Origin of the sequence: Bradyrhizobium sp. th-b2 (genome assembly GCF_000426785.1) — a bacterium.
Lineage (GTDB): Bacteria > Pseudomonadota > Alphaproteobacteria > Rhizobiales > Xanthobacteraceae > Bradyrhizobium > Bradyrhizobium septentrionale.
Map to the genome: position 1 here is coordinate 70,384 of NZ_KE384570.1, position 14,063 is coordinate 84,446.

Below are 14,063 nucleotides of genomic sequence, written 5' to 3' on the forward strand. Positions count from 1 at the left end.
ACCGGAAATCCGCGGGTGATCGATGGCTGGCAGGAAGTGGCAGGCGGGCGGGAAGAATTCGATTCCGGCAAGGGCCGTGCTTTGCCTGATCGCCGCCGTCACCCCGTGCGGTGTCGCCTCGGCCGGCACCGGCGCGTTCGCGCCCTCGACCTATCTCGGTGACCTCGACCCCGGCGTGGTCTGGGAGCTTTTGATCGGCAGCGTGGTGGTCGCGTCCTTCTTCGGTGCGGTCGGGCTCTGGATCCTCTCGGCCCTGCGCAAGGCCAAGCGCGCGCAACTGCGGCGCAACGCCTTTGTCTCGTCGGCGCTCAACCATTTGAACCAGGGCGTCGTAATGACGGATGCGCATGGGCGCATCGTCTTCTGCAACGACCGCTATCTCGATATCTATGGCCTGTCGCGCGCCGATATCAGGCGCAACATGACCGGGACCGAGCTGCTGGAGCTGCGCCGCAGCCGCGGCGTGCTCGACATCAGCGCCGGGGATTTCTTTGCCAGGGCGGCGACGCCCGAGGGGCTGGTCACCGAACTGCCCGGCGGGAGGTCGGTGCTGGTGAGATATTTTCCGCTGCCCAACGGCGGCTCGGTCGCGACCCATCTCGATTGCACCGACCAGCGCAAGCTGTCGCGCAAGCTCGCCTCGACCACCCAATTCCTGGAATCGGTGCTCGACAACGTTCCGGTCTGCGTCGCGGCCAAGAACATCGAGGACGGCCGCTACATCTTCGCCAACCGCGCATTCGAGCGCTTCTCGCGTTTCTCGCGCGAGCACATCGTGGGCAAGCGCGCCGACGAGATCTTCCGTCCCGAAACCGCCGTCAGCATCGAGGTCGCCGACCGGGCGGCGCTGAACGCGCCGGAAGGCTATCACCGCAGCGAATTCTTCGTCGAACGCGGTTCGGAGAAGCGCATCCTGGCCTCGAACCGGGTGATCGCCCGCAACGAGGCCGGCGAACCGGAATTCCTGATCGCGCTGTTCGAGGACGTCACCGACCGCCGCTCGCTGTCGCGCGAGCTCGAGAACAACAAGAAATTCCTTGAGCTCGTGGTCGACAACATCCCGGTCTCGCTGATCGTCCAGCGCGTCAGCGACGGTCGCTACCTGCTTGCCAACCGCAGCGCCGAGACGATCCTCAATCGCCGCCGCGAGGATGCCGCCGGCCTCACCGCGTCCGACATCTTCAACGCGCGCGAAGCCAAGCTGATCGTCGCCCGCGACGAGGCCGCGATCCGGAAGCGCAGCATGATCGCCGAGGAGCACCCGATCTCGACCAAGGACGGCCTGCGGCTGTTCCTGACCCGCCGCATGACCGTGCTCGACGATGTCGGTGAGCCGCAATATCTGATCAAGACCCATGAGGACGTCACCGACCGGCGCCAGACCGAGTCGCGCATGGCGCACATGGCCTATCACGACGGCCTGACCGATCTGCCGAACCGCGCCGCCTTCCTGCAGGCGCTGACCCAGATGATCGAGGCCTGCGCCGGCACCGACGAGGAGTTCGCCGTGCTCTGCGTCGACCTCGACGGGCTGAAGGAGATCAACGACGTCTACGGCCATGCGATGGGCGACAAGGTGCTGATCGAGGTCGCCCAACGCCTGCAAAGCGCGGCGCGCGGCGGCGTGGTCGCACGCCTGTCCGGCGACGAATTCGGCCTCATCATCGACGGCAAGCAGCCTGCCGCCGGCATTGCGCTGGCCGAGCAGGCCGCCGAGGCGCTCGCGGAGGATTTTGCGATCGACGGCAAGTCGGTGCGCACCGGCCTCACCACCGGCATCGCGGTGTTTCCGCACAACGGATCCGACGCAGCCTCGCTGCTGGCCAATTCCGGCGCTGCGCTGTTCCGCGCCAAGGCGAAATCGCGCGGCACGATCTCGATCTTCGAGCCGGAGATGGATCAGCAGATTCGCGATCGCCGGGTGCTGCACCAGGAGCTGTCGGTCGCGATCAAGAACGGCGAATTGTCGCTCTACTACCAGCCGCAGGCGGCGGCGGGCGCGAGCGTTGCAAGCAGCGAGATCATCGGCTTCGAGGCGCTGGCGCGCTGGCACCATCCGGTGCGCGGCTTCGTGCCGCCCAGCGACTTCATTCCGCTCGCGGAAGAAAGCGGCCTGATCGTCGAGATGGGCGAATGGATCCTGCGCGAAGCCTGCCGGGAAGCGGCCTCCTGGGCGGCTCCGCTGCAGGTCGCAGTCAACCTGTCGCCGGCGCAATTCATCCATGGCGACCTCGTCGGCCTCGTCCATTCGATCCTGCTCGAGACCGGGCTGACGCCCGACCGGCTCGAGCTCGAAATCACGGAAGGCGTGCTGATCGAGGATTTCGACCGCGGCCTGTCGCTGCTGCGGCGGCTGAAGGCGCTCGGCGTCCGCATCTCGATGGACGATTTCGGCAGCGGCTACTCCTCGCTGAGCTATTTGCAGGCGTTTCCGTTCGACAAGATCAAGATCGACCGCGCCTTCGTCATCAATCTCGGCCGCAATCCGCAATCGGCCGCGATCGTGCGCGCGGTCATCGATCTCGGCCACGGCCTTGAGATGTCGATCGTCGCCGAAGGCGTCGAGACCGAGGCGCAACTCGTGTTCCTCGCCGAAGAAGGCTGCGACGCGGTGCAGGGCTATCTGATCGGCAGGCCGGCCCCGATCGGTCAATTTGCCGCGCTGGTCGGCGGCGACCATCTTGCGGAATCCGTGCGCAAGGCCGGGTAGGCGGGCCTGAACCGCCGGTCCGGACCGGTCGGCGCTGCTTGCCATCCGTTGTCCGTGCGGCTACCGTCGAACCACCGCATCATTTCAGCCGAGAAAGGAGGGCTGCGTCGTGGCGAGATTCACCGATCCCCACCTCAAGCGTGGCCCCGTCAACGCCCTGCAAATGCGTTTGCAGGGCTGACCGGAAACTCGCGTAAAATCTCTGGTCTGCCCTTCGTGGCCGTGCGGCGTCGAACGTTTGAACGTTTGCGCCTGCACCTGAATCCCTCGCCGCGCTTCGACACGCACATCCGATGATGGCTGGATGCCTCCGGATGTCGTGATTGCCGGCAAGACCAGAGAATTGACCGTGACCCTCATCAATGTACGCAATCTCGGCGTGACGCTGAACGCGCCGCTGTTTTCCGAACTGAATTTTGTCGTCAATGCCGGTGACCGGATCGGGCTGGTGGCCGCCAACGGCCGCGGTAAATCCACGCTGCTGCGCTGCATCGCTGACACGATGGAGCCCAACGAGGGCGATATCACCCGCGCACGTGGACTGACCGTCGGCTATGTCGAACAGGATGCGCCGCCAAGGCTCTTGGATACGCCGTTCCATGCCGCAGTGCTTGGGGCGCTGCCCGCCGAGCAACGCGCCGGTGAGGGCTGGCGGGTCGACGTCGCCTTGCAGTCGCTCGACGTGCCCGAGGAGCTGTGGGCGAGGCCGCTGAAGCACCTGAGCGGCGGCTGGCTGCGGCTTGCGCTGCTCGCCCGCGTGCTGGTGACCGATCCGGATGTGCTGCTGCTCGACGAGCCGACCAACCATCTCGACCTCGCCAAGATCGGCAGGCTTGAGGCCTGGCTGAATGCGCTGCCACGCGAGATGCCGGTGGTGATCGCAAGCCACGACCGCGCCTTTCTCGATGCGACCACCAACCGGACGCTGTTCCTGCGCCCGGAGCGGTCGCAGCTGTTCTCATTGCCCTACACGCCGGCCCGCGCTGCGCTCGACGAATTCGATGCCTCGGACGAGCGGCGCTTTCAGCGCGACATGAAGACCGTGCGGCAGCTGCGGCAGCAGGCCGCGAAGCTGAACAACCTCGGCATCAATTCCGGCAGCGACCTTTTGCTGTCCAAGACCAAGCAATTAAAGCAGCGCGCCGAGAGACTGGAGGAGACCGCAAAGCCGGCGCATCTGGAACGCTCGGCCGGAACGATCCGGCTCGCCAACCGCGACACCCATGCCAAGGTGCTGATCAGGCTGAGTAACGCCGCGATCGCCACGCCCGGCGGCAGGCCGCTGTTCCGGACCGGGCAGCAGTTCATCTGCAAAGGCGATCGCATCGCGCTGCTCGGACCGAACGGCGCGGGCAAGACCCGGTTCGTCGCGGCGCTGCGGCTGGCGATCGAGAGTCCCGAGGCTGCAGTCGCCGAGATTCGCGCCACGGAGTCGCTCGTGCTCGGCTATTGCGATCAGATGCTGGGCGATCTCGTTGATAGTGACACGCCGATGCGCATGCTGACCCGGCGCTTCGAGGTCGGCGACCAGCGTGCGCGCGGGCTGCTCGCCGGCGCCGGGCTCTCGATCGAGATGCAAAGCCGTCCGATCGGGCGGCTGTCGGGCGGGCAGAAGGCGCGCCTCGGCATGCTGGTGCTGCGGCTCACGCAGCCCAACTTCTATCTGCTCGACGAGCCGACCAACCACCTCGACATCGAGGGCCAGGAGACGCTGGAGGACGAACTGATGGAACAGCAGGCCAGCTGCCTGTTGGTGTCGCACGACCGCCAGTTCGTGCGGACGGTCGCCAACCGGTTCTGGGTGATCGAAGGCAAGAAGCTGATCGAGGTCGATGGCCCCGAACACTTCTTTGCCTCGGTCGGCGCAAGCTGACGCCTTTTTTGTGCGAGCACATATTCCGTTCGCATGGAAATGCGATAGGCGTTGCGCATGGCGGACTATGACGTCGCGATCATCGGCGGTGGCCTAAACGGCACGAGCATTGCGCGTGACGCGGCCGGCCGCGGCTTGCGCGTGATCCTGCTGGAGCTGGGCGATCTCGGCTCCGGCGCGTCGCAAGCGTCGCCGCGCCTGGTCCACGGCGATCTGGCGGGGCTGGAGCGGCGCGAGTTCTTCCGCGTCCGTCGCGCGCTCAGGGAACGCGACGTGTTGCTGCGCATTGCGCCGCATCTGGTGCGGCCGGCGCGCTTCGCAATCCCGGCGCATGCCGAGGAGCGGCCGCCATGGCAATTGCGGTCGTTGCTGCTGCTCTACGAGCGTCTCGCCTCGCGCAGCGGCCTGCCGCGCTCGGCGACGCTCGACGTCACCCATCATCCGGTTGGCAATGCGTTGAAGCGGCCGTTCGGAACCGCGTTCGAATATTCCGATTGCATCGTCGACGATTCCCGGCTCGTGGTGCTTACCGCCGTCGATGCCGCGGCGCGCGGCGCCGATATCCGCACCGGTGCGCGCCTGACCCGGGCCGAGCGTAGCGAGACCTGGCGGCTGGTCGCGATCGACCGCGGCTATCGCAGGGTGATCACGGCGCGGTCGCTGGTCAACGCGACCGGCGCCTGGACGGCTTCCGTCGCCGATACCGTGTTGCGCGTGCCGGCGCCACAGCTTGCGACGGTGCAGATCAGCCAGATCGTGGTGCGCCGCCTGTTCGACTGCGACAACGTCTATGCGTTCCAGAACAGCGACGGACGGCTGATCTTCGCAAGTCCCTACGAGCGCGACTTCACCCTGATCGGCAGTGTCAGCCATCCCTTCAAGGGGGATCCGGCTATTGTCGCGATGGGCGTGCGAGAGGTGGCCTATCTCTGCGATGCAGCCAATCGCTACTTTCGCGAGCAGATCGCCCCGGTCGATGTGCTGCGAACGATTTCCGGCGCCAACTCCGTCGCTGCGCCCGCGCACCGCCGCATGAGCGATGGCGCCGCGTCGCTCGATTTCAGGCGCGGCAAGGCGCCGTTGCTCACGATCTTCGGCGGCGACGTCACCACCTCGCGGCGCCGCGCCGAGCGGGCGGTCTCCGAGTTCACGCGGTTCTATCCGATGACGCCGCGCTGGACCGCGACAGTGCCGTTGCCGGGCGGCGAATTCGCCTGGCAGCGCTTTGAGACCGAGGTCGACATCGCCCGCGACCGCTGGCGCTTTCTCGGCGAGGCGCAGGCGCGGCGGCTGGTGGCCGCCTATGGGTTGAACGTCAAGGACGTTCTCGGAGATGCGAGGGAGAAGGCCGATCTGGGCCCTGCCTTTGGTCCCGAATTAACCGGCGCGGAGGTGCGCTACCTCATGCGCAGGGAATGGGCGCGCTTTCCGGACGACGTGCTGTGGCGGCGCTCGAAGCTCGGGCTGACCATGCCGCCAGCCGATCGCGACGCGCTCGCGGCATTCATGGCGAAGCCGGATTGAGCGCGACTCTCAAACCTCCCCTTGCAAAGGGGAGGTCGCTTTGCTCGCCAGAGCAAAGCGGGTGGGGGTCCTGCCTCCATGACAACCGGTGTCGCTTGTGGCCGACCCCCATCCCAACCTTCCCCCTTTCAGGGGGATGGAGAACAGCTCCCGGCTGGCGCGACAGCGTAGCCCGAATGGAGCGCAGCCAAATCCGGGAACAGGCGACCAGACAGTCACCAACCGCAACAGCGGCTATTGCCTTGCCGCCTCCTGCGACCAGGCGAGGTCGCGCCGGGACGGACGGCGATGCAGCCGCTCCGAGATCAGGCCTGTCGCTTGCCGGCCTTGGCCGGCGCGCAGGCACGCGACGATGAAGGTGTCCTCCCACAATTCGCGTTGCGCATGGCTGCCGCCGATCCGCACCAGTTCGGGTATCAGCGGCGCCAGGATGCGCACGGCGCTGTCGTTGTCGCCGGCGGCGAAGGCCGCGACGCCCCGGCCGAGCCCGATCGCGGCAGGACCGGGCGCCAACTTGCCGTCGGCCTCGCGCGCCGCCATCTCGGCCAGCCGCGCCTCGAGCGCGTCATTGTTGGTCGTGGCCGAGACCAGCGCGTGGTGCACATCGGCGAAATGCGCGCCGGCCTTCGGGAAATAGCCGTCGCCATAGGCGGCGACATCCTTCCAGTGCGACTCGAGGCCGGTCTTGCCGGCGACCGACAGCCGCCAGAGCAGCGAGGACGTGTCGGTGTAGATATTGAGCGGCGGATAGGGCCGGTTGGCCGGCTTGATGTGCTGCTCGTAAATGTCGAGCGCACCGTCGGCGTCGCCTTCCTCGATTGCGATCAAAGCGAGGTGCCAGGCGAGATGGCCCTGCAGGAAGCTGGTGCGATCATTCGCCGGCAGCCAGCTGGAGAGGAAGCTGCGGCCTTCCGCCGCGTCGCCCTGCTCGAACAGCGCATGCGCCACGGCGTGCGCGGCGCCGGCGTTCTCCGGCTTAAGCGCATAGCCGCGCTCGGTGACGGCGCGGCCCGAGACGACATCGCCGGCCTCGGTCTTCGACCAGCCGAGATAGGTCAGGAACCACCAGTCATCGCCGTAGTCGCTGATATAGCGTTCGCAGATGGCGAGCCGCGCGGCGTCATGGTCGGGACGGCCGGAGAAGGCATAGAGGCCGAAGGCGCCGAGCAGCAGAGACAGCACCTGCGCATCGCGCGGATATTCGGTGAGGTGCTGCTCGGCAGCCGTCATCGCCTTCTTGCCCTGGCCCTCGATCGCCGACGCGATGATCTCGATGTGCTGGCGCTCGCGCGGGCTCGCCGCGGCGGCCAGCTGTCGTGCATCGGCCGCCTTGGCGCGGGCCTTGGCGCCTTCCATGTTGAGCTGGTGCACGCGGGCGCGCCCGATATGGGCCAGCGCGAAGCCGGGGTCCTCTGCAATCGCGGCCTCGAACGCCGCATCAGCGCCGTGCAACGCCGCCAGCATGCGATCGACGCCGTCGACATAATAGGCGGCGGCGCGGTCCGAAGCGGTGGCCAATGGCAGGCCGTAACGGTCGTTAGTCATCGGTTGTCCTCCCGAATTTGACTACGAAGTCTAGCAGAGGCATGGGAGCCGACAATATTGCGGGAGATGTCCGTGAGGCGGTTGAGCCGGCAGCGATCCGCCGCTAGCTTGCGGCCGGGATTGGACCTTGCGGGGAATCGGGGCTGACCGACGTGACATCAGGCGAAGCGACTGCGGAGGCGGCGAAGCCGTTGCCTGAACCGGCCGTCTTGGACATGCCCCTGCTGCGGATCGAGGGCGTCGCAAAATCGTTCGGCAATTTCCGTGCGGTCGACAGGCTCTCGCTCGATATCCGCGCCGGCGAATTCTTCGCGCTGCTCGGCCCGAGCGGCTGCGGCAAGACCACGCTGCTCCGCATGCTCGCTGGCTTCGAGACACCGGACGAGGGCCGCATCCTGCTCGGCGGCAACGACATCGCCCAGGTGCTGCCGCATGAGCGGCCCGTCAACATGATGTTCCAGAACTATGCGCTGTTCCCGCATCTGTCGGTGCGCGACAATATCGCCTTCGGGCTGAAGCGCGCCGGGATGGCGCGTCGCGACATCGCGGCCCGCGTCGCCGAGATGGTGGCGCTCGTCAAGCTCGAGGGGCTCGAGAAGCGCAGGCCCGACCAGCTGTCCGGCGGGCAGCGGCAGCGCGTCGCGCTGGCGCGCTCGCTGGCGCGGCGTCCGCAGGTGTTGCTGCTCGACGAGCCGCTCGCCGCGCTCGACAAGAAGCTGCGCGAGAGCACGCAAGGAGAGCTGATGGAGCTGCAGCGCAGGCTCGGCATGACCTTCATCATCGTCACCCACGACCAGGAGGAGGCGATGACGATGGCGGGCCGGATCGGCGTGATGGATGCCGGGCGCCTGGTCCAGGTCGCGACCCCGCGCAACCTCTATGAGGCGCCGGCCTCGCGCTGGATCGCCGAGTTCGTCGGCGACATCAATCTGTTCGATGGCCAGGTCGCCGCCCGCGAGCATGGCCGCCTGACGGTCTCGACCGCGGAGGCGGGCCGGCTCGTGGTCAGCGAGCTGTGGCCGCCGGTGACCAAGGAGACCGTCAGCGTCGCGATCCGTCCCGAGAAGGTGAAGCTGTCGCGCCGCGCGCCGGCAACGGATGAGGGCGGCTCTCACGCGATCAACCGGCTGGAGGGCGTCGTCGCCGACGTCAATTATCTCGGCGGCGTGACGAGCTATCGGGTGAAGCTGGAGACGGGCGCGGTGGTGCGCTCGTCGATGGCCAATACCGCGCGGCTCGATGTCGATGCCTATCTGGCCGGCCAGCGCGTGGTGGCGTGGTTCACCGCCGACGATTGCCTGGTGCTCGAGCAATGAGCGCGCGTCGCATCTTCGCCCGGCCGGCGCGGCTTGCCGCGATCGCGCCCTATCTCTGGATGGTGCTGTTCTTCCTGGTGCCGTTCGGCTTCGTGCTGAAGATCAGCCTGTCGCAGACCGCGATCGCGCAGCCGCCCTATACGCCGGTGTTCGATTTCACCGATGGCCCTGCGGCGCTGGCCGCAGCGTTTGCGCAATTGTCGTTCGACAATTTCCGCCTGCTGCTGCAGGACAATCTGTACATCCTGTCCTATCTGCGCAGCCTCGTCGTCGCAGTGACCTCGACGCTGATCCTGTTCGTGATCGGCTACCCGATCGCGTACGGCATGGCGCGGCTGCCGCAACGCTGGCAGGGCTTGGCGATGATGCTGGTGATCGTGCCGTTCTGGACCTCGTTTTTGATCCGCATCTATGCCTGGATCAACATCCTGCAGCATGACGGCCTGCTCAATAAGATCCTGCTGGCGCTGCATGTCGTGTCATCGCCGGTGGTCTGGCTGTCGACCGACAGCGCGATGTATCTCGGCATCGTCTATTCCTATCTGCCGTTCATGATCCTGCCGCTCTATGCCACGCTCTCGAAGATGGATGCGTCGCTCTTGGAGGCCGCGGGTGATCTCGGCGCCTCGCCACGGCAGGCGTTCTGGCTGGTGACGTTTCCGCTGTCGCTGCCGGGCGTCGGCGCCGGCGCGCTGCTCTGCTTCATTCCGATCGTCGGCGAGTTCGTGATCCCCGATCTGCTCGCGGGCTCCAGCTCGCTGATGATCGGGCAGACGCTGTGGCTCGAGTTCTTCACCAACAAGGACTGGCCGGTGGCCTCCGCCGCCGCGGTCGCGCTGCTGCTTTTGCTGGTGCCACCGCTCGTGCTCTATGATCGTCTGCAACGTCGCCAGCTCGAGAGCAACCGCTGATGGCAGGCAACGCCACCAGGCTCACCCGTTTCAACATGACGTCGCTGGCGCTTGGACTGGCGTTCCTCTATCTGCCGATCGTCATTCTGGTGATCTACTCGTTCAACGCCTCGCGGCTGGTGACGGTGTGGGGCGGCTGGTCGCTGCGCTGGTACCACGAGTTCTTCAACGACCGCGCCATGCTGGAGGCCGCCTGGATGAGCCTGTCGGTCGCCGCGGTGTCGGCGACGCTGGCGACGTTGCTGGGCACGCTGGCGGCGGTCGGGCTGGCGCGCGGCGAGCGGTTCCGGGGGCGGGCGCTGTTCTCCGGCATGCTGTATTCGCCGCTGGTGATGCCCGAGGTGATCTCCGGCCTGTCGCTGCTGTTGCTGTTCGTGGCGCTCAACGCCGAGCGCGGCTTCTGGACCGTGACGATCGCCCACACCACGCTGACGATGTGCTTCGTCGCCGTGGTGGTGCAGTCGCGCCTGACCGCGCTCGACCGCAGCCTCGAGGAAGCCGCGATGGACCTCGGCTGCGATCCGGTACGCGCGTTCCTGCTGGTGACGCTGCCGCTGATCGTGCCGGCGATCGTCGCCGGCTGGATGCTCGCCTTCACGCTGTCGCTCGACGACGTCGTGATCGCGAGCTTCACCACCGGCCCCGGCTCTGCGACGCTGCCGATCCGGATCTATTCCGAGGTCCGGCTCGGCGTGAAGCCCGAGATCAACGCGATCTGCACGCTGGTGATCGCGCTGATCGCCGTGATCATCGTGATCGCTTCGTTCGCCTCGAAACTGTCGAGCGCACGCAGCGAGAGCGCCGCGCCGCTGTGAGGCGTCACGATTTGACGGCACCTGCCGTCAGCCCGCCGACCATGTAGCGCTTGAAGGCGTAATACACCGCGGCCGGCGGCAGCGCGTAGATGAAGCCGGTGGTCATCAGAAGCTCCCACGGCGAATCGTCGGCGGCAAGGAAGTTGCCGAGCGCGACCGGCAGCGTGATGTCGGTGTCCTTCGACAGCAAGAGGAACGCGTAGAGATATTCGTTCCAGGCGAGCAAGATCGCATACGTGCCGACCGCGACCAGCGAGGGCATCATCAAGGGCACGTAGACCAGGCGGAACAGCTGCAGCGTGGTGGCGCCGTCCATCGTCGCGGCCTCGTCGAGCTCGACCGGCAGCTTGTCGGAGGCCTGTTTTAAGACCCAGATCGCGTAGGGCGCGGCGATCGTCACCATCGCCAGGATCAGCGACCAGTGATTGTTGAGCAGGCCGTAGGTGCCCATGGTGCGGTACATCGGCACGGCAAGGAACGCCGCCGGGATGAAATAGGTGAACAGCGCCAGGTTCATCACCGCGCGGCCGCCCGGCACGCGCAGCCGCGAGATCGAGAACGCGGCGGCGGTGGCGACGAACAGCGTCAGCGCGCCGACCGCGAGGGCAATCACGGTCGAATTCCAGAACTGGATCCAGAAGTCGCGCAGGAAGTAATGCTGCTGATGGAACACGATCGAGAAATTGTGGAACGTCGGATGCGCCGGCCACAGCTTGCCGGCGAACGCGTCCTCCTTCGGCGAGATCGCGAACACGAACATGTGGTAGATCGGGATCATGGTCCAGATGAAGACCGGGATGCCGATCAACAGCAGCTTGGCCTCGGTGCCGACTTCGCGGAGGGTGGGCAGCTTCATCGCGACAACCGTTTCATCATGTAATAGACCAGCGGCAGCACGAACGGCATCGCGCAGACAATCGAGGCCATCGCCAGCGAGAGCTGGTCGAGCCTGAGATAGCGGATGCCGAGCGTCGACAGCACGTGGGTGAGGTCGGCGGGCCCGCCGCCGGTGAGCAGATAGACGCTGTTGAAGTCGCCGAGCGTCCAGATCATCGAGAGCAGCGTGCAGGTGATGTAGAGCGTCTGCATCGACGGCCAGGTGATGTAGCGGAATTTCTGCCACCAATTGGCGCCGTCGACGTCGGATGCCTCGTACAGATCGTGCGAGATGGCGAGCCGCCCGGTCAGCAGGATCAGCGTCCAGAACGGCAGCGACTTCCAGATGTGGACGCCGATCGCCATCGCGAGCGCGACCGCCGGATCGTTCAGCCAGTTCGGGCCGTCGTCGCCGGTGAACTTGAAGATCAGCTGGTTGACCACGCCCCATTCGGGATTGAGCATGAAGCGCACGGAGAGAATGGTCGGGATCGACGGCACCGCCCAGGGCAGGATGAAGATCACCGACAGCCACCTGATCCACGGCCGCTGTTGGGCAAAGAAGCCGGACAGGAACAGCGCGATCAGCATCTTGATGTTGATGCCGATGACCAGGAAGATCAGCGTGTTGACGGCGGCACGCGCGAAGATCGGGTCATGATAGAGCGCGACATAGCTCGCCGGATGGCGCGCCAGCCACAGCCCGTAGCAGACCGGATAGACCACGAAGGCAAGGAAGACGAGCAGATAGGGCGCGAGCAGCACGATGCCCCAGACCTGCGGCGGCGACAGCCGCGCCGACAAAGGCGGCGAGGGGACGTCGGATGCGGAGAGTGTGATCGCCATCGTCTACTCTTGGAACGAGATGTCGCCTGCGGCCTACGCCGTCGTCCCTGCGTAAGCAGGGACCCGTAACCACCGGCTTTCGTTGTTGCACGAAAGCCGATGACCAGCATCATTCAAAACGACCGCCGCGGCGTATGGGTCCCTGCTTTCGCAGGGACGACAGATACATATGTCCGCGGCGGCTGGCATCGTTTCCGTTACCCCGCGACCTGCTTGATGCGGGCGATCAGCTCGTCGACGGCCTTGTCGACCGGCACCTTCTCGCTGACCACGCGGTTCATCGCCTTGGCCCAGACGTTCTCGTTGTTCAGGATGGTGAACCTCCAGTTCTTGGTTAAGTCGAACGGCGCGGTGCCGCCGGTGAACTGATTCCACACCGCCTTGCGATGCCGGTCGGCCTGCCAGAACGGGCTCGCCTGGCTTGCCTTGGTCACCGGGAACCAGCGGCCGAGCGCGCCCTCGACATAGGGCCGCACGTTGTCTTCCTGCATCAGGAACGCGATGAACTGCTTGCCCTCGGCCTTGTTCTTGGCATTGGCGAAGATCAGCCCGGTCTTGACGTCGGAGCGGTACTTGATGGTCGAGCCGTCCGGCGCCTTCGGGAAGGACGCCGTGATGATGTCCTGCTCATAGGCCTGCTTGCTGGCGGCGCGCTGCGCGTCGGTCAGCGCCGGGTTGGTGGAATCCTCGAACCACTTCGCCGCGATCGAGATCGTGAAATTGTGGGTCATCACGATCGTCTTGTTGTGGAAGGCGACGTTGTTGTCCGGGTCCTTCCAGGTCGTTGACGAAGGCGGCGTGCAGCCCTTGATGTAGGTGTCGGTATAGTCCTTCAGCGCGTGGATCAGGCCGTCGCGCACCTTGGGATCGTCGACCAGGAGCTTGCCGTCGTCGTCGACCAGCTTGACGTGATAGGCGTCCATGAAGGTGTAGAACGACTGGAACGAGTCGGTGGATTCCACGCCCATCGGCTGGCCGACGCCGTAGGTGCGCTGGCCGGTCGCCTTGCGGATCGCCGGCTGCACCTTGTCGCACCAGAACGTCCAGTAATCCTCCCATTTGGTCGGGATGTCGGCGGCCTTGAAGCCGGCCTTGTCCAGCATGTCGCCCCAGATCTGGACGTGCATGCTCTGCTGCTTCAGCGGGAAGCCGTAATAGGACTTCTTCTTGGTGACGTCATTGTAGAGCAGGGCGGCTTCCAGCGTATTCGGCGCGAACGCGTCCTTCATCGGCAGCATGATGTCGGAGAGGTCCTCGAGCTTGCCCTCGAAGGCCCACTTGCCCTGCGCCTGCACATCGTAGGTGTCGGAATAGGCGACGTCGGGCACGGTGCCGGAATCCAGCGCGGCGACCGTCTTCGGAATCATGTCCTGAATCGCGTATTGCGACAGTTCGACCTTGATGCCGGTCTTGGCTTCGAATTTCTTGATCGTCTCGAGCAGCGCGTCGTCTTCGGACTTGTAGAATCCCTTGCCCCACCAGACCGTGATGGTCTTGCCCTGGGCGCAAGCAGGTGCCGTGGCCGCGAACAGACCGACCGCAGCGACCGCGAGTGATAGCGCACCGATAACCTTGGATCTCACGTTGTTCTCCCTCATGGCGCCGGTTTTTTAACCGGTTGGATAAAACACTAGCGCATGCCCGTGA

The 14,063-nt window shown here is 65.7% G+C and carries 10 protein-coding genes; 6 read left to right on the top strand and 4 right to left on the bottom strand.

The window, feature by feature from the left end:
- The first annotated feature begins 22 nt into the window (after nucleotides 1–22).
- The 3 genes from K359_RS0149655 to K359_RS0149665 all read left to right on the top strand — a co-directional run bounded on the left by K359_RS0149655 (nucleotide 23) and on the right by K359_RS0149665 (nucleotide 6,107).
- Nucleotides 23–2,710, top strand: a complete 2,688-nt coding sequence (locus K359_RS0149655; protein ID WP_029085526.1) for an EAL domain-containing protein — start codon at nucleotides 23–25, stop codon at nucleotides 2,708–2,710.
- Between the two features lie 304 nt (nucleotides 2,711–3,014).
- Entirely contained in the window at nucleotides 3,015–4,583 is a 1,569-nt protein-coding gene (locus tag K359_RS0149660; protein WP_051346877.1) for an ABC-F family ATP-binding cassette domain-containing protein, read from the top strand.
- A gap of 57 nt (nucleotides 4,584–4,640) precedes the next feature.
- On the top strand, nucleotides 4,641–6,107 hold the full coding sequence (locus tag K359_RS0149665) for a glycerol-3-phosphate dehydrogenase (RefSeq protein WP_029085528.1): 1,467 nt from the start codon (nucleotides 4,641–4,643) through the stop codon (nucleotides 6,105–6,107).
- 234 nt (nucleotides 6,108–6,341) lie between these two features.
- Here the strand turns inward: K359_RS0149665 and K359_RS0149670 are convergent, their stop codons facing one another.
- The gene (locus K359_RS0149670; protein ID WP_084518888.1) at nucleotides 6,342–7,571 is read right to left on the bottom strand and encodes a tetratricopeptide repeat protein; all 1,230 of its coding nucleotides are present in this window, start codon (nucleotides 7,569–7,571) and stop codon (nucleotides 6,342–6,344) included.
- A 224-nt stretch (nucleotides 7,572–7,795) separates the two neighbouring features.
- Between K359_RS0149670 and K359_RS0149675 the strand changes: the two genes are divergently transcribed.
- The 3 genes from K359_RS0149675 to K359_RS0149685 are packed head-to-tail and all read left to right on the top strand — an operon-like array spanning nucleotide 7,796 to nucleotide 10,694.
- Nucleotides 7,796–8,968, top strand: a complete 1,173-nt coding sequence (locus K359_RS0149675; protein WP_029085530.1) for an ABC transporter ATP-binding protein — start codon at nucleotides 7,796–7,798, stop codon at nucleotides 8,966–8,968.
- Nucleotides 8,965–9,879, top strand: coding sequence for an ABC transporter permease (locus K359_RS0149680; protein ID WP_029085531.1), 915 nt, complete (start codon nucleotides 8,965–8,967; stop codon nucleotides 9,877–9,879). Before K359_RS0149675 ends, K359_RS0149680 begins: the two co-directional genes overlap by 4 nt.
- Nucleotides 9,879–10,694 carry an ABC transporter permease gene (locus K359_RS0149685; protein WP_029085532.1) on the top strand — a complete coding sequence of 272 codons (816 nt, stop codon included), beginning with the start codon at nucleotides 9,879–9,881 and terminating at the stop codon, nucleotides 10,692–10,694. Before K359_RS0149680 ends, K359_RS0149685 begins: the two co-directional genes overlap by 1 nt.
- A gap of 4 nt (nucleotides 10,695–10,698) precedes the next feature.
- On the opposite strand, the gene K359_RS0149690 is transcribed toward K359_RS0149685, so the two are convergent.
- The 3 genes from K359_RS0149690 to K359_RS0149700 form a co-directional block, all read right to left on the bottom strand.
- Entirely contained in the window at nucleotides 10,699–11,550 is an 852-nt protein-coding gene (locus K359_RS0149690) for a carbohydrate ABC transporter permease (protein ID WP_029085533.1), read from the bottom strand.
- The gene (locus K359_RS0149695; RefSeq protein WP_029085534.1) at nucleotides 11,547–12,416 is read right to left on the bottom strand and encodes a carbohydrate ABC transporter permease; all 870 of its coding nucleotides are present in this window, start codon (nucleotides 12,414–12,416) and stop codon (nucleotides 11,547–11,549) included. Before K359_RS0149695 ends, K359_RS0149690 begins: the two co-directional genes overlap by 4 nt.
- A gap of 197 nt (nucleotides 12,417–12,613) precedes the next feature.
- Nucleotides 12,614–13,999 (bottom strand): ABC transporter substrate-binding protein, encoded by a 1,386-nt coding sequence (locus K359_RS0149700; RefSeq protein WP_029085535.1) that lies wholly within the window; start codon nucleotides 13,997–13,999, stop codon nucleotides 12,614–12,616.
- Nucleotides 14,000–14,063: the final 64 nt, after the last annotated feature.

Excerpts from the sequence above, each read along its gene's own strand:
- K359_RS0149655 (WP_029085526.1), top strand. The coding sequence starts at position 23 with ATGGCTGGCAGGAAGTGGCAGGCGGGCGGGAAGAATTCGATTCCGGCA.
- K359_RS0149660 (WP_051346877.1), top strand. The coding sequence starts at position 3,015 with ATGCCTCCGGATGTCGTGATTGCCGGCAAGACCAGAGAATTGACCGTG.
- K359_RS0149665 (WP_029085528.1), top strand. The coding sequence starts at position 4,641 with ATGGCGGACTATGACGTCGCGATCATCGGCGGTGGCCTAAACGGCACG.
- K359_RS0149670 (WP_084518888.1), bottom strand. The coding sequence starts at position 7,571 with ATGCTGGCGGCGTTGCACGGCGCTGATGCGGCGTTCGAGGCCGCGATT.
- K359_RS0149680 (WP_029085531.1), top strand. The coding sequence starts at position 8,965 with ATGAGCGCGCGTCGCATCTTCGCCCGGCCGGCGCGGCTTGCCGCGATC.
- K359_RS0149685 (WP_029085532.1), top strand. The coding sequence starts at position 9,879 with ATGGCAGGCAACGCCACCAGGCTCACCCGTTTCAACATGACGTCGCTG.
- K359_RS0149690 (WP_029085533.1), bottom strand. The coding sequence starts at position 11,550 with ATGAAGCTGCCCACCCTCCGCGAAGTCGGCACCGAGGCCAAGCTGCTG.
- K359_RS0149695 (WP_029085534.1), bottom strand. The coding sequence starts at position 12,416 with ATGGCGATCACACTCTCCGCATCCGACGTCCCCTCGCCGCCTTTGTCG.